This is a genomic window from Vibrio aerogenes, assembly GCF_024346755.1.
Lineage (GTDB): Bacteria > Pseudomonadota > Gammaproteobacteria > Enterobacterales > Vibrionaceae > Vibrio > Vibrio aerogenes.
Genome location: NZ_AP024861.1, coordinates 2,157,295 through 2,174,084 on the forward strand (window position 1 = coordinate 2,157,295; position 16,790 = coordinate 2,174,084).

16 protein-coding genes and 1 other annotated feature are annotated in these 16,790 nt (G+C 45.3%); of the genes, 4 read left to right on the forward strand and 12 right to left on the reverse strand.

Going from position 1 to position 16,790, the window contains the following annotated elements:
* Position 1 precedes the first annotated feature (1 nt).
* Both OCV29_RS09570 and infA read left to right on the forward strand, forming a co-directional pair.
* On the forward strand, positions 2 to 691 hold the full coding sequence (locus tag OCV29_RS09570; RefSeq protein ID WP_073606050.1) for an arginyltransferase: 690 nt from the start codon (positions 2 to 4) through the stop codon (positions 689 to 691).
* A 79-nt stretch (positions 692 to 770) separates the two neighbouring features.
* On the forward strand, positions 771 to 989 hold the full coding sequence (infA, locus tag OCV29_RS09575; protein WP_005493784.1) for a translation initiation factor IF-1: 219 nt from the start codon (positions 771 to 773) through the stop codon (positions 987 to 989).
* Between the two features lie 68 nt (positions 990 to 1,057).
* Here the strand turns inward: infA and clpA are convergent, their stop codons facing one another.
* Positions 1,058 to 3,322 (reverse strand): ATP-dependent Clp protease ATP-binding subunit ClpA, encoded by a 2,265-nt coding sequence (gene clpA / locus OCV29_RS09580; protein WP_073606051.1) that lies wholly within the window; start codon positions 3,320 to 3,322, stop codon positions 1,058 to 1,060.
* A gap of 44 nt (positions 3,323 to 3,366) precedes the next feature.
* The gene (clpS, locus tag OCV29_RS09585; RefSeq protein ID WP_073606052.1) at positions 3,367 to 3,687 is read right to left on the reverse strand and encodes an ATP-dependent Clp protease adapter ClpS; all 321 of its coding nucleotides are present in this window, start codon (positions 3,685 to 3,687) and stop codon (positions 3,367 to 3,369) included.
* Positions 3,688 to 4,146: 459 nt separating this feature from the next.
* Here clpS and cspD point away from each other — a divergent pair, with 459 nt between their 5' ends.
* The gene (gene cspD, locus OCV29_RS09590; RefSeq protein ID WP_073586627.1) at positions 4,147 to 4,368 is read left to right on the forward strand and encodes a cold shock domain-containing protein CspD; all 222 of its coding nucleotides are present in this window, start codon (positions 4,147 to 4,149) and stop codon (positions 4,366 to 4,368) included.
* A 90-nt stretch (positions 4,369 to 4,458) separates the two neighbouring features.
* Here cspD and OCV29_RS09595 read toward each other — a convergent pair whose 3' ends face one another.
* Positions 4,459 to 6,681, reverse strand: coding sequence for an NADP-dependent isocitrate dehydrogenase (locus OCV29_RS09595; RefSeq protein WP_073606053.1), 2,223 nt, complete (start codon positions 6,679 to 6,681; stop codon positions 4,459 to 4,461).
* Positions 6,682 to 7,015: 334 nt separating this feature from the next.
* On the opposite strand from OCV29_RS09595, the gene OCV29_RS09600 reads away from it, so the two are divergent.
* Positions 7,016 to 7,705, forward strand: coding sequence for a pseudouridine synthase (locus OCV29_RS09600; RefSeq protein ID WP_073606054.1), 690 nt, complete (start codon positions 7,016 to 7,018; stop codon positions 7,703 to 7,705).
* 36 nt (positions 7,706 to 7,741) lie between these two features.
* Here the strand turns inward: OCV29_RS09600 and hisIE are convergent, their stop codons facing one another.
* The 9 genes from hisIE to OCV29_RS09645 all read right to left on the reverse strand — a co-directional run bounded on the left by hisIE (position 7,742) and on the right by OCV29_RS09645 (position 16,757).
* Positions 7,742 to 8,374, reverse strand: coding sequence for a bifunctional phosphoribosyl-AMP cyclohydrolase/phosphoribosyl-ATP diphosphatase HisIE (gene hisIE / locus OCV29_RS09605; protein ID WP_073606055.1), 633 nt, complete (start codon positions 8,372 to 8,374; stop codon positions 7,742 to 7,744).
* Positions 8,371 to 9,144, reverse strand: a complete 774-nt coding sequence (gene hisF / locus OCV29_RS09610) for an imidazole glycerol phosphate synthase subunit HisF (protein WP_073606056.1) — start codon at positions 9,142 to 9,144, stop codon at positions 8,371 to 8,373. Before hisF ends, hisIE begins: the two co-directional genes overlap by 4 nt.
* Entirely contained in the window at positions 9,126 to 9,863 is a 738-nt protein-coding gene (gene hisA / locus OCV29_RS09615) for a 1-(5-phosphoribosyl)-5-[(5-phosphoribosylamino)methylideneamino]imidazole-4-carboxamide isomerase (RefSeq protein WP_073606057.1), read from the reverse strand. The genes hisF and hisA overlap by 19 nt, the downstream gene beginning before the upstream one ends.
* Positions 9,864 to 9,869: 6 nt before the next feature.
* On the reverse strand, positions 9,870 to 10,505 hold the full coding sequence (gene hisH / locus OCV29_RS09620) for an imidazole glycerol phosphate synthase subunit HisH (RefSeq protein WP_073606058.1): 636 nt from the start codon (positions 10,503 to 10,505) through the stop codon (positions 9,870 to 9,872).
* Entirely contained in the window at positions 10,505 to 11,578 is a 1,074-nt protein-coding gene (hisB, locus tag OCV29_RS09625; protein ID WP_073606059.1) for a bifunctional histidinol-phosphatase/imidazoleglycerol-phosphate dehydratase HisB, read from the reverse strand. Before hisB ends, hisH begins: the two co-directional genes overlap by 1 nt.
* A gap of 30 nt (positions 11,579 to 11,608) precedes the next feature.
* Positions 11,609 to 12,649 (reverse strand): histidinol-phosphate transaminase, encoded by a 1,041-nt coding sequence (gene hisC, locus OCV29_RS09630; RefSeq protein WP_073606076.1) that lies wholly within the window; start codon positions 12,647 to 12,649, stop codon positions 11,609 to 11,611.
* Between the two features lie 5 nt (positions 12,650 to 12,654).
* The gene (gene hisD / locus OCV29_RS09635; protein ID WP_073606060.1) at positions 12,655 to 13,947 is read right to left on the reverse strand and encodes a histidinol dehydrogenase; all 1,293 of its coding nucleotides are present in this window, start codon (positions 13,945 to 13,947) and stop codon (positions 12,655 to 12,657) included.
* Positions 13,948 to 13,952: 5 nt separating this feature from the next.
* Positions 13,953 to 14,852, reverse strand: coding sequence for an ATP phosphoribosyltransferase (gene hisG / locus OCV29_RS09640; RefSeq protein WP_073606061.1), 900 nt, complete (start codon positions 14,850 to 14,852; stop codon positions 13,953 to 13,955).
* 56 nt (positions 14,853 to 14,908) lie between these two features.
* Positions 14,909 to 15,030 (reverse strand) — a sequence feature (His leader region).
* A 164-nt stretch (positions 15,031 to 15,194) separates the two neighbouring features.
* On the reverse strand, positions 15,195 to 16,757 hold the full coding sequence (locus OCV29_RS09645) for a Na+/H+ antiporter NhaC family protein (protein ID WP_073606062.1): 1,563 nt from the start codon (positions 16,755 to 16,757) through the stop codon (positions 15,195 to 15,197).
* Positions 16,758 to 16,790 lie beyond the last annotated feature (33 nt).

Below are 16,790 nucleotides of genomic sequence, written 5' to 3' on the forward strand. Positions count from 1 at the left end.
TATGCATAAAAATATACGTATTGGTCTTACTCATTATCACGATTGCAGCTATTTACCTGAACGTCAGGAGCGGGTTGCTATCGTGATGGATGAAAAACTCCATTGCCCGGAACAATACGAGATGCTCCTGTCAAATGGCTTTCGCCGGAGTGGCTCTACAATTTATAGACCCTATTGCGGACTGTGTCAGGCTTGTCAGGCCGTGCGTATTCCCGTCAATGATTTTCAGCCATCCCGGAGTCAGAAAAGACTCAAAAATAAAGCTTCACAATTAACCTGGGAAATGAAGCCGGCACTGGATAAACAATGGTACCCGCTCTATGAACGATATATTGAGCAGCGTCATCAAAATGGTTCCATGTATCCGCCAAATCAAACAGAATTCGAAACATTTTCTTCTTGTAGCTGGCTGACAACATCATATATCCATATCTATGATAGAGGTCGCCTGGTGGCAGTCGCTGTTACGGATATGCTGCCTGACAGCGGGAGCGCTTTTTATACATTTTATGATCCTGATTCACACTTGTCTTTGGGTACTTATGCAGTTTTGTTGCAGATAAAAATTTGTCAGACAATGAATAAACAATGGCTTTATCTTGGATACCAGATTGATGAATGTCCTGCGATGAATTATAAAACTCGATTTCATCCGCATCAAAGGCTAGTAAATCAGCGTTGGCACAGGTAGAATACGCGCAACTTTTTTATTTTAAAGATGACGGCGATACATGTCCGTGATTTTTTGCCACATTTCTAAAGAGGATTAAATGGCTAAAGAAGACGTAATTGAGATGCAAGGTACGGTTCTCGACACGTTACCAAATACGATGTTCCGTGTTGAGCTTGAAAATGGCCACGTAGTCACAGCGCATATCTCAGGGAAAATGCGTAAAAATTACATTCGAATTCTGACTGGTGATAAAGTCACGGTCGAATTAACACCTTATGATTTATCTAAAGGCCGTATTGTCTTCCGTGCCCGTTAATCTGAATCTCATAAAAAAACGGAGCTTATTCAGCTCCGTTTTTTTATGTCGGTCAATCAGGGAAGAAGCTAGTGAACAGCTTCTTCCTTGGTTCCGATAAATACAAACGACAGTGAGTCTTTCTTAAGCTCCACCCTCACCGTACCGCCTTCCACAAGTGACCCAAACAACAACTCATTTGCCAACGGCTTCTTCAGTTGCTCCTGAATCACACGACTCATCGGACGGGCTCCCATTTCTTTATCGTATCCTTTCTTAGCCAGCCAGGATCTGACATCTTCTGATACTTCAAGAGAGACGCCTCTGGAGTCAAGCTGAGCCTGAAGTTCAACAATAAACTTGTCAACAACCTGATGAATGACATGCTGATCTAATGTATTGAACCAGATGATATTATCAAGACGGTTTCTGAATTCAGGACTAAACACTTTCTTAATCTCAGACAGAGCATCATGAGAATGATCCTGCTCAATCAGACCAATTGATTTCTTCACAGTTTCAGCAACACCCGCATTCGTCGTCATCACCAAAATAACATTGCGGAAATCAGCTTTACGGCCATTGTTATCTGTGAGTGTCCCGTTATCCATCACTTGCAGCAACAGGTTAAAAATATCCGGGTGTGCTTTTTCAATTTCATCAAGTAACACAACAGCATGCGGATGTTTAATCACTGCATCGGTCAGCAAGCCCCCCTGATCATATCCGACATATCCAGGAGGCGCACCGATTAAGCGGCTGACAGAGTGACGCTCACCATACTCAGACATATCAAACCGAAGCAATTCAATACCCAATAGTTTAGCCAGCTGTAAGGTCACTTCTGTCTTACCAACCCCCGTTGGTCCTGCAAATAAGAACGAACCAACAGGCCGGTTTTCAGCCCCCAAACCTGCACGGGAGAGTTTAATCGCCTCACTTAACGCTTCTATAGCCGTATCCTGTCCAAAAACCATCATCTTCATTTTGCGATCTAATGACTGGAGAACATCTTTGTCTGACGACGACAAAGATTTTTCAGGAATACGAGCCATTTTGGCAACCATCGCCTCAATGTCAGAAACACCGACGGTTTTCTTTCTGCGGCTGACAGGCATCAGACGTATGCGGGCACCGGCTTCATCAATGACATCAATCGCTTTATCCGGCAAATGTCTTTCATTGATATATTTCGCGGACAACTCAACAGCAGCCCGCAGCGCTTTGTTGGTGTAACGCACTTCATGGTGAGCCTCATACTTCGATTTCAGACCCATTAAGATTTTGGTGGTATCATCCAGAGAAGGCTCAACAATATCAATTTTCTGGAAGCGACGGGATAATGCCCGCTCTTTCTCAAAAATATTGCTGTATTCCTGATAAGTTGTCGAACCAATACAGCGCAACTTACCACTACTTAGCAATGGCTTGATGAGGTTCGCCGCATCAACCTGACCACCGGATGCAGCGCCTGCACCAATGATCGTATGAATTTCATCGATAAAAAGAATGGTGTTCTTCTCACCTTCAAGCTGTTTGAGAATGTTCTTAAAACGTTTCTCAAAATCGCCCCGATATTTCGTTCCCGCAAGCAAAGAACCAATATCAAGAGAATAAATCACGCTATCCTGAATCACTTCCGGCACTTGTCCTTCAACAATACGCCAGGCGAGTCCCTCTGCGATAGCGGTTTTCCCGACGCCGGCTTCTCCAACGAGCAACGGATTATTTTTACGCCGACGACACAAGACCTGAATGGTTCTTTCCAGTTCAGGATCCCGCCCAATCAGTGGATCAATATTTCCCTGCTTGGCAAGATTATTTAAATTCGTGGCAAAATTTTCCAGGCGTTCTTCTGAAGGCACTTCATCTGAACCCTCACTACCAAACGATTCTGATGAGTCCTCTGAGGGTCCGGTGGTCCGGGTAATACCATGTGAAATGTAATTAACAATATCAAGGCGACTGATATCATATTTTTTCAGCAAATATGCCGCCTGTGATTCCTGTTCACTGAAAATAGCGACCAGAACATTTGCACCAGTAACTTCATTTCTTCCGGAAGACTGGACATGAAATACAGCCCGCTGCAACACCCGCTGAAAACTCAACGTGGGCTGGGTTTCTCTGGTTTCATCACTTTCGGGGATTAATGGGGTCGTCTTGTCAATGAAAGCATCAAGTTCTGAACGTAATGCAGTGAGATCTGCTTTACAGGCAACTAAAGCTTCTTTCGCTGCACCATTTTCCAGCAATGCAAGTAAAAGGTGCTCGACAGTCATATACTCATGCCTTTTATCCCGGGCCCGGGCAAAAGCATTATTCAGACTCAACTCTAATTCTTTGTTAAGCATCGGGGCCTCCTTAAGGAACAACATCTCGGTTGTTCTGGCAAGTACTAAGCTCGCTCCATGATACAAAGCAATGGGTGCTCGTGTTCCCTCGAATAAACAGTAACCTGTGCTACCTTCATCTCAGCAACTTCAGCAGTAAATGTTCCACATACGGCTTTACCTTCGTAGTGGACTTTCAGCATGACTTGTGTCGCTTGATCTGCATCCATGGTAAAAAAACGTTCAAGGATCTCAATGACAAAGTCCATCGGTGTATAATCATCATTCATCAGAATAACATTGTACATAGATGGTGGCTGAACTGCTGTTTTTTCTTTCTCCAGTAATTCTGAGTCTGGAGCCACCCATTCAAAATTTTTACTCATAACGATAACGGCTGAATCTGAGAGTTTTCCAGTTAGATTAATATTTGTGAACCTCTGGCAACAAAAATGGTTTTTATAGCCAACTGATATGACATTCTTAGTCGCTGAAGCGAAAAACATCTCATACTTAGAGACTAATCTACCAATTGTATCGCTGCAAATAAAAGATTGCTATCGACTTAACAACTTTAATGCTGCTGGATAGCCAATCACAGAAATATTTCACTGATAGTTATAGAAATGTAAACACTAACGCAATTTGTTGCAAAGATATCGATGTTTATTCACTTTCATCATTGACTGTGGAAGCTGATTGACTAAATTTGCTTAAGTAGTGGCGCGTTAATTTGGCAGCAGCGCTAAATTAAAGTTCACAAACCAGCATGAAAATATTCCTGTTTTTACGGGAATTATTTTTGTCGACAACATCAGTAATAAAATGCATGAGGGATGTAAAGCATGGCTACCGGTAAAGTAAAATGGTTTAACAATGCCAAAGGATTTGGTTTTATCTGTGCAGACGGAGAAGACGGCGATATTTTCGCTCACTACTCAACGATTCAGATGGAGGGATACCGTACTTTGAAAGCAGGCCAACAAGTGTCATATGAAGTTGAACAGGGACCTAAAGGCTTCCACGCCAGCAGTGTTATTCCTATTGAAGTTCAACAAGCAAAATAATAAAACGCTGCCAAACCCATAACATAGTTTGTTTTATATGTTAAGTAACCCGCCTGAAGGCGGGTTGTTTTGTAATAAAGACCGGATGGCTCAGTCAATGATACGATTCAATGTCTGACTCGGGCGCATCAGAGCAGAAACCTGACTGACATCAGGTAAATAATACCCTCCCAGGTCTCCCTGAACACCCTGAGCATTATTCAGCTCTTCCAGAATCTGAGCTTCATTATCGGCCAGTTGCTGCGCAACAGGTGCAAATTCTTCAGCTAATTCGGCATCAGAGGTCTGTCCGGCCAACATTTCTGCCCAGTATCTGGCCAGATAATAGTGGCTTCCCCGGTTATCCAGCTCACCGACTTTTCTTGAAGGTGACTTGTTATTATCAAGGAATTTACCGGTCGCCTGATCCAATGCATCAGCCAACACTTGCGCTTTCTTATTCCCGGTCACCACACTTAAATGTTCTAAAGAAGCAGCAAGCGCTAAAAACTCACCAAGAGAATCCCAGCGTAAATGATTCTCTTTCTGAACTTGCTGAACATGTTTTGGGGCAGAACCACCCGCACCGGTTTCAAACAAACCACCGCCATTCATCAATGGTACAATTGATAACATTTTCGCAGATGTACCCAGTTCCAGAATCGGGAACAAATCAGTCAGATAATCACGTAAAACATTTCCTGTGACAGAAATGACATCCTGACCGGCTTTAATTAGTTTCAATGAATATTTTGTGGCCTCAACCGGTGACATGATCTGAATATCCAGCCCGGACGTATCATGCTCTGGTAAATATGCTCTGACTTTCTGAATCAGTTCGGCATCATGCGCACGGCTTTCATCCAGCCAGAACACAGCGGGTGTATCACTCAGACGCGCTCTGGTGACGGCCAGTTTAACCCAGTCACGAACGGGCGCATCTTTCACCTGACACATCCGGAAAATATCACCTGCCTGTACAGGCTGTTCAAGCAGTACCGTGCCGGCATCATCAACGACCTGCACTACCCCATCAGCATCAATAACAAAAGTCTTGTCATGGGAACCATATTCTTCAGCTTTTTGAGCCATTAACCCGACATTAGGCACACTGCCCATCGTTGACGGGTCAAATGCACCATTCTCTTTACAAAACTCGATCACAGCCTGATAGACCCCTGAATAACAGCGATCGGGAATCATTGCTTTGGTATCTTTCTGTTTCCCGTCCGGTCCCCACATCTGACCTGACGAGCGAATCATAGCTGGCATCGACGCATCAACAATCACATCACTGGGAACATGAAGATTTGTAATGCCGCGATCTGAGTCCACCATTGCCAGTGCCGGCTGATAAGAATAAACCTGCTCGATTGCAGCTTTAATCTCAGCTTGCTGTGCGTCACTCAGTGACTGAATTTTGGTATAGACATCACCAATGCCGTTATTGACGTCGACACCGAGCTGTTCGAATATATCACCATATTTTTCGAATATTTCTTTATAATATACTTTTACAGCGTGACCAAAAATAACCGGATCAGAGACTTTCATCATCGTCGCTTTCATATGAAGTGAGAGCAATACATCTTTCTGTTTGGCATCTGCAATTTCTTCTTCAAAGAAAGCACACAATGCATTTTTGTTCATCACTGCTGTATCAATAATTTCTTTTTCCTGCAGGGCAAAAGACGATTTAAGTTCTTTCTTCTGACCATCCTGACCAACAAATACAATTGAAACATGCGTTGCACTCTGCAGGGTGAGCGATTTTTCTGTACCGAAAAAGTCTTTATCACTCATGGTTGACACGTGAGACTGACTTGTCGCAGACCACGCTCCCATAGAATGTGGATTCTTACGGGCATAATTTTTTACGGACAATGGCGCACGGCGGTCTGAATTACCTTCACGTAAGACTGGATTTACGGCACTGCCTTTAATTTTATCGTAGGTCGCTTTGATTTTTTTCTCTTCATCTGTCGCCGGTTCTTCAGGATAATCCGGAAGCGCATATCCTCTGTACTGAAGTTCGGAGATTGCCGCTTTCAGCTGAGGAACCGAAGCTGAGATATTTGGCAGTTTTATAATATTTGCAGCAGGATCCTGAGTCAGTTTTCCAAGTTCAGCTAAAGCATCATCAATACGTTGTTCCGGCGTCAAAGCATCAGGAAAGCTTGCGATAATCCGGCCAGCTAATGAGATATCACGAGTTTCAATATTGATCCCTGACGAAGCTGTAAAAGATTGAATAACCGGAAGCAAAGAATACGTTGCCAGTGCAGGTGCTTCATCGGTAATTGTATATATTATTGTAGGTTTTCTTGTAGGCATGTAATTTCCCTATAGTTATAACAACCCGTACATAAAGCCTACGGTGTTGTGTGAATGACAGAGACGAATTCATCAGATCCGCCCGTCTGTTACTGATACATCTTTTGTATCTCACATGAAACCGGCGATGAAATCAACCTGAAAAATTCGGTTGACAGCCGTATGCATATGTCCATTATCAGAAAACAGACAATCGAACATAATTTTGCGAAACGACAATAACGCTATATAATTTTCGCTTTGTTGTCTTTTAGGGCGAGCAAATCATAGCTCAAACAAAGCAATGAGAAAATATTGAAATACATTTCATTTACATTTTTGCAAGGAAGTTAACATGTCTTTCTCATCCCGCAACAATTCTTCTTCAAATCAGCGCAGGAAAGACAATTCAGTCCAAAAGCAAAGTCGTAAAGGAAGTCAGAAGGGATACCATCATCGCACTCATTCAAAATATCGCAGCCGGGCCAGATCTCTTCCCCCTGAAAACAGGAAAGTTATTTTATTTAATAAACCTTATGACACATTAAGCCAGTTTACCGATGATGACCAACGCCGGACGCTCGCCGATTTTATACCGGTTAAAGATGTGTATGCTGCCGGAAGGCTGGATCGGGATAGTGAAGGATTGATGGTATTAACCAATGACGGTATCCTTCAGGCACGCCTGACTCAACCCCGTTCAAAATCCCCTAAAACATATTGGGTTCAGGTTGAAGGTGTCCCAGAGGAAAAGGATCTGGATAAACTACGTCAGGGCGTGATTCTGAAAGATGGTCCGACCCTGCCCGCACAGGTTGATATGATCCCGGAACCAGCCATTTGGGAGCGTCACCCGCCAGTCCGGTACCGGGCAGCCATACCAACCACATGGCTTGCTGTGACGATTATTGAGGGCCGGAACCGACAGGTTCGCCGGATGACAGCCCATATCGGCTTTCCGACGCTCAGGCTTATCCGGTTTTCAATGGGGACAATGTCACTTGACGGGTTACAGCCAGGAGAGTGGAAAGAAATCAGCCTCTGATGAGGCTGATTGAATCAAACGGTTAAAACAAGAGTCTTATTGATGTCGTTCTTTTAACTTATCAATCACATGACTCATTGATAGTTCCTGATCCTGAAGCAAGACCAGCAAATGATAGATCAAATCAGCAGATTCACAAATTAACTCCGCCTTGTCACCCGACGTCGCCGCAAGCGCGACTTCAACCCCTTCTTCACCCACTTTCTGCGAAATACGTTTGGTGCCGCGGGCATATAAACTGGCTGTATAGGAGGATTGAGGGTCTGCACTTTTTCTGCCTGCCAAAAGCTGTTCAAGTTGATGAAGCCAGACCATCTGGCTCTCTTCCTGCTGCTCTGAATCCCAACAGGTTGTAGTACCGGTATGGCAGGTTGGGCCAACCGGGTTCACTTTGACCAGTAATGTATCCTGATCACAGTCGAGAGAGACATTCTTCAGTTGCAGCACATTGCCGGAGGTTTCTCCTTTTGTCCACAATCGCTGTTTACTTCTCGAATAGAAAGTCACCTGCCCGGTTGAAAATGTTTTTTCCAACGCTTCCGGATTCATATAACCCATCATCAGAACCTGACCCGAAATAAAGTCCTGAACTATTGCCGGGATCAGGCCATCGACCTTCTCCCAGTTAATCCGGGAGACAAATGATTCCGCAGTCTGTGCAACAGTCATACTCTTACCTCGATTTTTTCTGATTTTAAATATTGTTTTAACTCACCAATATTGATGATTTGTTTATGAAAAACGGAAGCCGCTAATGCGCCATCAACATTTGCCTGCCGGAACGCATCGGCAAAATGTGCCATCTCTCCGGCACCACCGGATGCAATCAGGGGAACGTGACAAACATCCCGGACCATTTGCAGTTGTTCAAGGTCATATCCCTGCCGCACCCCATCCTGATTCATCATATTCAGCACAATTTCTCCGGCACCCCGCTTCTGAACTTCCTGAACCCAGTCCCGGGTTTGCCACTGTGTGATCTGAGTACGACTTTCATCGCCTGTATACTGATGTACCTGATACCGGCCACTTTCCTGATCAAAGTAAGAATCGATTCCGACCACAATACATTGCACACCAAACCGGTCCGCCAGAGTTGTAATCAGCTGCGGATCCGCCAGTGCAGGAGAATTGATGGACACTTTATCAGCACCAAATTCCAGAATCCGTGCCGCATCTTCTGCTGATTTAATGCCGCCGGCAACACAGAAAGGAATATCAATCACTTCAGCGACCCGCTGAACCCAGCTTTTATCAACAACCCGGCCATCACTGGACGCTGTAATATCATAAAACACCAGTTCATCTGCGCCTTCTTCGGCATATCTTCGGGCCAGCGGCACAATATCACCAATAATTTCGTGATTGCGGAATTGTACTCCTTTGACCACCTGACCATCCCGAACATCCAGACAAGGAATTATTCGCTTTGCCAACATGAGAAAGCCTCCTCTGCTGTAAATTTTCCATCTAACAGGGCGCGGCCAACAATCACACCAGCAACACCTGAACCTTTCAATGCTTCAATATCAGCCAGAGAGCCGATGCCGCCGGAAGACTGGAATTGAATCTGAGGATATAACCGGCATAAATCCTGATAAAGTGCGACATTCGAACCCTGTAAAGTGCCATCACGGGAAATATCGGTGCACAGCACATGCTGAAGGCCAGCCTGCAAATAATCATCAATCAGGGACTCAATCGTGACACCTGAATTTTCCTGCCACCCCGACACAGCCACATGGCGCTGACCGTCGCTGTCAATATTGATATCCAGCGCCAGGACAATTTTTTCCGCGCCATATTTTCTCATCCAGTCCTGCACTTCTGCCGGCTGTTTGACAGCTGTAGAACCAATCACGACACGCTGGGCACCGGCCTGAAGCAGATCCACAACATCCTGCTCACTCCGGACGCCGCCACCAATCTGAATTTTAGCCGGTGTTGCACTCAACAAACGCGCAATCAGATCCAGTTGCCGGGCACTGGTATCTTTGGCACCAGTGAGATCAACCAGATGTAACCAGCTGGCACCTGCCTGATGATATAAATTAAACTGTTCTGCCGGATTGACTTTATACTCAGTCACCTGCCCGTAATCGCCCTGAAACAGGCGGACAACCTGACCATCAATTAAATCTAATGCGGGTATAATCACGTCGTTTTATCCTTGTACCTGTGAGAGAGTCAGGAAATTTTCGATCAGCTTCGCGCCGGCCTTGCCTGAACGTTCCGGGTGAAACTGAACACCATAGTAATTGCCACTTTGAATTGCCGCACTAAATGGCGCGCCATAATCACACTGAGCGATGGTGTACTCACCAACAGACATGGCATAGCTGTGGACGAAATAAAAATACTGTCCTTCTTCTATGCCTTGAAACAGCGGGTGGCCCGGTGTTGCAGAAACCGTATTCCAGCCCATATGCGGGAGCGGTAAATCCCCGGTTTCCATCAGCCGAACTTCGCCCTGACACAATCCCAGGCAGGGAACCACATCAACTTCGCTGGCTTTACTGCCCCTTTCCTGAGAAAGTTTGCCAAGCAACTGCATTCCCAGACAAATTCCAAGCAACGGTTTCTCAACCTGACTGACCAAGTCAATCAGCCCGCGTGCTTCAAGATTTTTCATCGCTTCGGTTGCCGTTCCGACACCCGGTAAAAACAGTTTATCGGCATCAAGCACCACGGAAGGTTCACGGGAAATCACCACCTCATATCCCAGACGTTCCACCGCAAATTTGACCGAAGAGACATTGGCACAGCCCGTATCGATAATCACGATTTTCTGATCATTCATTACAGCACTCCTTTACTGCTGGGCAGCTCGTTTCCTTCCACTTTCACGGCTTGTCTCAGTGTTCTGCCAAATGCTTTAAACAGACTTTCAATAATATGATGATCATTTTTACCGGACGACGAAATGTGTAGTGTGCATGCCATCGCATCGGCAAAAGAGCGGAAGAAGTGATAAACCATTTCTGTAGAAAAGTCCCCGACCTGTTCCCGGCTGAATTGTGCATCAAACTTAAAATACGGGCGGCCTGAGATATCCAGCGCACATTGGGCCAGACATTCATCCATTGGCAGTGTAAAACCAAAACGTCCGATACCGCGTTTATCGCCAAGGGCTTCTTTCAGCGCCTGTCCCAGTGCCAGCGCCGTGTCTTCAATTGTATGGTGATCATCAATATGTAAATCACCCGTCACTTTCAGGCGCAGCTGAAAACCACCATGGGTGGCAATCTGGTCAAGCATGTGGTCAAAGAAACCAAGCCCGGTATCAATCGCTGTACCGGTACTTTCATCCAGATTGACTGCCACAAAGATATCCGTTTCTTTGGTTTTACGGGTCACTTCTGCCGTGCGCGGCTGCATCGTCAGCAACTTGACGATATCCGGCCAGCTCATTTTTTCCGGATCATACTGAATGCCACGGAGGGCCATATTTTCTGCCAATTGCATATCTGTGACACGGTCACCAATAACTGCTGATGTTTTAAAATCAACCCGCCCATCCTGCAGATAAGGTTTCACCAGTCCAAGCTTCGGCTTACGGCAGGTGCAGTTGTCATGATCAAAGTGAGGACAAATCAGAACATCGTCGAATACTACGCCCTGAGAGGTAAAAATATCCATCATCATCTGATGAGGTGCATCAAAATCAGCCTGTGGATAGCTGTCTGTTCCCAGACCATCCTGATTCGTCACCATCACTAACCGGTAACCGGCTTCCTGTAAAGCCAGTAGTGCCGGAATAACACCCGGTTCAAACTGGAGTTTATCCAGCCGGTCGACCTGAAAATCAACCGGGGGCTCAACAATTAACGTGCCGTCCCGATCGATAAAAAGAATTTTTTGCTGCTTACTCACGGAAGTATCCTTTTCATTGTTAACAACAAATTACTGATAGTAATTACGAATAAAAGTTAATGTTTTTTCACATTCTTCACGATTGCCCACACTGATCCGGACACAGTTTTCAATCGGGGAATTCCGTAAAATAATGCCGTTATCCCATGTCGCTTTAAATAAAGCATCACCATCGGGGAACTCAACCAACATAAAATTTCCCCACCCTTCATAAATTTTCACACCGGGAATCATGCCCAGCCCGGCCTGTAAATAAGCCCGGTTAGCATTTAAATCCAGCACCTGAAATTTCATTCTGGCTAAACCACTTTCCGATAATGCCTGACGGGCAATCTCTTCGACAGGCAAAGGCACCGGATAAGGTGCAATTACTTTTTGCAGTACTTCAATCAAAGCAGCGTTTGCCAGTGTAAAACCACAGCGGAGTCCGGCAAGTGCAAATGCTTTGGACAAGGTTCTTAAAATGGCCAGATGCTCAAACTCTGCCAGTAAGTCAACTACTGAAGCTTCCGGACAAAAATCAATATAAGCTTCATCAATCACGACAACCGCTTTATCACGGGTCATCTCAAGCAGAGTGATGATGTCTTCTTTGCTCACCAGATTTCCTGTCGGATTATTCGGACTACAAACAAAAACGACTTTGACATCATTGAGGTTTTGTCCGATGGCCGTTAAATCGAGCTGCCAGTCGGGCTTCAGCGGCACAATCTTTCGTTCTACACCAATCGTTTCTGCACTGATTGCATACATACCGTAGGTTGGCGGACAGAATAAAATGGCATCATCCCCCGGCTCACAAAAAGCCCGGATCAACAATTCAATCCCTTCATCCGCCCCACGGGTGGTTAATACCTGCCCAGCGGAGACGCCGGCATAAGCTGCATAAGCTTTAATCATGTCTTCCGGCTGACAACTGGTATATCGGTTCAGACGGGAAAAATTCAGCTGATATTCATTGTCAAAAGGAGATTCGTTGGCGTTCAGCCACACGTCACCACTGCCACCGATCCGTCTTGCAGACAAATATGGCGTCAGCGCCTGAACCTGTTTCCTTGCAAGTTTCATCACCATATTCATTTCTCCTGTAATTTTTCTACCCGGATGGTGACCGCACGCTTATGAGCATCCAGCCCTTCGGCTTCAGCCATTGTGACCACAGTTGGCGCTAATGCGGCCAAGCCGTCAGCAGTAAGCTCCTGAACTGTCATTCGTTTACTGAAATCAGCCAGTCCAAGGCTTGAATAGGTTCGGGTATAACCATATGTGGGTAAAACGTGATTCGTACCGGAGGCGTAATCTCCGGCTGACTCCGGTGACCATGCTCCCAAAAAGATGGAACCGGCGTTATCCAGCAATGGCAGTAATTCTCTTGGATTTCTGGTTTGAACTATCAGGTGTTCCGGCCCATAAAAATTTGAAATAGACACGGCTTGCGTCATCGATTCACAAATGACAATCAGACTGGATGCCAAAGCCTTTTCTGCAATCTCAGCACGGGACAAAAGTTGTAGCTGTTTTTTCACGGCATCAGAAACCTGATCAGCAATGACGGGAGAAGGAGTGACCAAAACTACCTGAGAATCAGGCCCATGCTCAGCCTGACTCAACAAGTCTGCAGCAATAAACTCCGGGTCTGCCGCTTCATCAGCAATCACCATCACTTCAGATGGCCCGGCAGGCATATCAATCGCAGCACCGCGGAAGTCATTACTGACCTGTCGTTTCGCTTCTGTCACATAGGCATTACCCGGCCCGAATATTTTATCTGCTTTCGCGACAGTTTCAGTACCGTAAGCCATCGCTGCAACCGCTTGTGCACCGCCAATATTATAGACTTCGTCAATACCACATAATTGTGCTACATATAAAATTTCATCCGCGATTGGCGGAGGCGAACACAAAATCACTTTCTGGCATCCGGCAATTTGTGCCGGCACGCCCAGCATTAAAACGGTTGATGGCAGAGGCGCACTCCCACCCGGAATATAGAGACCGACTGTATTGACCGGACGGGTCACCTGTTCACACACCACACCGGGCATCGTTTCAAGCTTAACCGGTTGTGGAATCTGTGCCCGGTGAAATTTTGCAATATTGTCGTAAGCCTGTTCCAGCGCCTGAATCATTTCCGCAGATAAACGCGATGCCGCAGCCTGAATTTCGTCACCGGACACACGAATAGAGCCGGGAGCGACCCCATCAAACTTCAGGGTTAATTCTTTTAGTGCCTTATCGCCATCGGCCTGTACAGCAGAAATGACCTGCTCTACCGCAGAAGTAATACTCTTGCCTTCAGTAATTGCCGGCCGTTCCAGTACCGAGACACGTTGTTCTTTACTCAGGGATTGCCAAACTACAGTTCTCATTGCAATTACTCCATCATTTTTTCAATTGGAAGGACCAGAATTGAACTTGCACCCAGTGCTTTTAACTGTTCCATTGTTTCCCAGAAGAGATTTTCAGAGCTCACAAGGTGTACGGCAACTTTGGATTGATCAGCAGAAAGTGGCAATACGGTCGGGTCTTCTGCACCAGGCAGTAATGCTTTAATTTCAGCCAGCTGACCAACCGGTGCATGCAGCATGATATATTTCGACTCTTTTGCCTGTTGTACGCCATGCATCCGGGTCAGCAATTTTTCAATCAGTGCGCTTTTTTCCGAATCAAACTCACCTGCCCGCTGGATCAGTGTGGCTTTCGACTCAAAAATGACTTCGACTTCTTTCAGACCATTTGCCTCAAGGGTCGCACCGGTTGAAACCAGATCAGCAATGGCATCAGCCAGTCCGGCCCTCGGTGCAACTTCAACGGAACCTGTCAGCATACAGGTTGAGAAAGGAATTTCCTGTCTGTCCATATACGCCTTCAACAGATGTGGATAAGTGGTTGCAATTCGCATCCCGCTCAAATCCTGAGGCCCGTTATAGGTGACATCTTTATCGACAGCGACAGAGAGACGGCATCCTCCAAAATCAAGCCGTCGCAATGTGACAAACTCATTTGGCTCATTACGGGCCTTACGATCCAGGCGAACTTCTTCCAGTTCATTTTCCCCAATGAAACCTAAATCGACCACGCCATCCATAATTAAGCCCGGAATGTCATCATCACGAACAAGCAATAAATCGATGGGCATATTCAGTGAGTGAACAACCAGGCGCTCTCCCATAATCGTAAATTTAACGCCACACTTTTTCAGCAGATTCATACACTCTTTGCTGAGTCGGCCTTTTTTCTGGATAGCGATTCGCAAGCGTTGTTGTGATTGCATGTTGTGATTCCTTTTCTGTCATTCTTTTTAGTTAAGCATTAATTTTTGTGGATAGAATAAAAAAACCCCCGGGAGCTAATCCCGAGGGTTTCTAAACTTGCTTAACCACCGGGAGAATCTTGTCTCCCGGGTATGCGCCACCGCCCCGAAAGACCTTCAAGGGTGATGATGGTGATGGATGTTCATTGCCAAATTGCGCATACAGGTTTTATCTCTTTGATTTCAGTTTATCTGAAGAACTGCATTCACAGTATACAAGCCAGAAATATTTTTCAAGTCTTAATTTGTTTTATATACCCAAACTACCTGAAGGTGCAGTGTTCAGTGAGATTTGATTGGCCATTATGCTGTTGTTCTTTTACGGATATATAAAATAAAACACATCACAGAAAAAGCCAGTGAGCTTGCCAGAAAAGAGACGCCCAGCGAATCCGTCAACCCTAAAACAACGTAACCGATTAATGAAACACCGGCAACCAGTAAAGCATAAGGTAACTGAGTCGACACATGATCAATATGGCGGCACCGCGCACCAGTCGATGATAATATCGTTGTATCTGAAATTGGTGAGCAGTGATCACCAAAGACTGAACCAGCCAGAACAGCGCCGAGCATCGGCAGCATTAAAGAAATATCAGAAGCCCCTGCAATATCACCCGCGATAGGTAACATAATACCGAATGTACCCCATGAAGTTCCGGTTGCAAATGCCATACAGCCAGACAAAACAAACAAAATTACAGGTAATAAAGTGACCGGTATATTCCCCTGAACCAGTGAGGATAAATAAGCGCCGGTTTTCATGTCTTTAATAATTGCACCAATTGTCCATGCAAAAAACAGGACTAATATGGCACCGAACATTGACTTCGCACCAATCCATAATGTTCTGGAAATATCACTCCATGGCATCCCTTTGCTCACGACACGAATAAGTGAGACCAATAATCCAAAGCTTCCGCCATACACAAGTGACATACCAACATCGGTATTTTCAAAAGCGCCCAAGACAGTAAAAGCGAGATTATCTGAAACAAGTGATTGCCATCCTGTCCACATCATCGCGAAAATAGTCGCCGCAATCAGGGCCAGAATAGGCACAATTAAATCACTGACTTTACCTTTATCACTTTCAGGAATATCCAGTTCATCTTTTAAATCTGTCATTTGCCCGTCAGATTCAGCAGAATAACCGCTGTTTTGCTCATGACGTCTCATCGGACCAATATCTAATTGCAACCAAATCATGACAAAAACCATCAGCAAAGCAAACATGGCATAGAAATTCATCGGCACCAACTGCATATATGCCCCCAACGGTGTGTATTCTGTCATGCCATGAGACACCAAAATACCACTGATGATTGTCATAATATAAGCACCCCAGCTTGAAGCCGGCATAATAATACACATCGGTGCAGCAGTTGAATCCAGAATATAAGCAAGTTTGGCTCTTGAAACACCAGCCCGATCAGTCACTGGCCGGGCAATCGAGCCAACCGCAAGGCTGTTAAAGTAATCATCCACAAAAATAAATACACCCAGAAGGGCTGCAAGTAATTGTGAACCTCTCTTCCCTTTTACTTTCCCCTGGGCCCAGACGGCAAAAGCCCGGGTTCCTCCGGAAAGAGACAACATCGCAGTCATCATTCCCAGCAAAATAAGAAAGGCAATAATACTCATATTCCACGAGTTAATTCCGCCATCTTCAATCACCAGACCAGAAACTTTATCAAACAGGTAAGTGATTGAGCTGATTACTGAATAATCGGAAAGTAATAATGTACCTAATATAATTCCGATCCCTAAAGACAACAAAACACGATGGGTAAAAATTGCAAGCCCCAAAGCCACAACGGGAGGTAAAAGGGACAATGGCGAGGAAGAGAAATCTGTTAATATCATGATCTTTAACCAATTATATATATGGTAAGAGAT

Bases quoted from the DNA above. Each gene is read 5' to 3' on its own strand.
- hisG (WP_073606061.1), bottom strand. From the start codon at position 14,852: ATGCAATCACAACAACGCTTGCGAATCGCTATCCAGAAAAAAGGCCGA.
- OCV29_RS09600 (WP_073606054.1), top strand. From the start codon at position 7,016: ATGTCTTTCTCATCCCGCAACAATTCTTCTTCAAATCAGCGCAGGAAA.
- cspD (WP_073586627.1), top strand. From the start codon at position 4,147: ATGGCTACCGGTAAAGTAAAATGGTTTAACAATGCCAAAGGATTTGGT.
- clpA (WP_073606051.1), bottom strand. From the start codon at position 3,322: ATGCTTAACAAAGAATTAGAGTTGAGTCTGAATAATGCTTTTGCCCGG.
- OCV29_RS09595 (WP_073606053.1), bottom strand. From the start codon at position 6,681: ATGCCTACAAGAAAACCTACAATAATATATACAATTACCGATGAAGCA.
- hisF (WP_073606056.1), bottom strand. From the start codon at position 9,144: ATGTTGGCAAAGCGAATAATTCCTTGTCTGGATGTTCGGGATGGTCAG.
- hisIE (WP_073606055.1), bottom strand. From the start codon at position 8,374: ATGACTGTTGCACAGACTGCGGAATCATTTGTCTCCCGGATTAACTGG.
- hisH (WP_073606058.1), bottom strand. From the start codon at position 10,505: ATGAATGATCAGAAAATCGTGATTATCGATACGGGCTGTGCCAATGTC.
- clpS (WP_073606052.1), bottom strand. From the start codon at position 3,687: ATGAGTAAAAATTTTGAATGGGTGGCTCCAGACTCAGAATTACTGGAG.
- infA (WP_005493784.1), top strand. From the start codon at position 771: ATGGCTAAAGAAGACGTAATTGAGATGCAAGGTACGGTTCTCGACACG.
- OCV29_RS09645 (WP_073606062.1), bottom strand. From the start codon at position 16,757: ATGATATTAACAGATTTCTCTTCCTCGCCATTGTCCCTTTTACCTCCC.
- OCV29_RS09570 (WP_073606050.1), top strand. From the start codon at position 2: ATGCATAAAAATATACGTATTGGTCTTACTCATTATCACGATTGCAGC.
- hisD (WP_073606060.1), bottom strand. From the start codon at position 13,947: ATGAGAACTGTAGTTTGGCAATCCCTGAGTAAAGAACAACGTGTCTCG.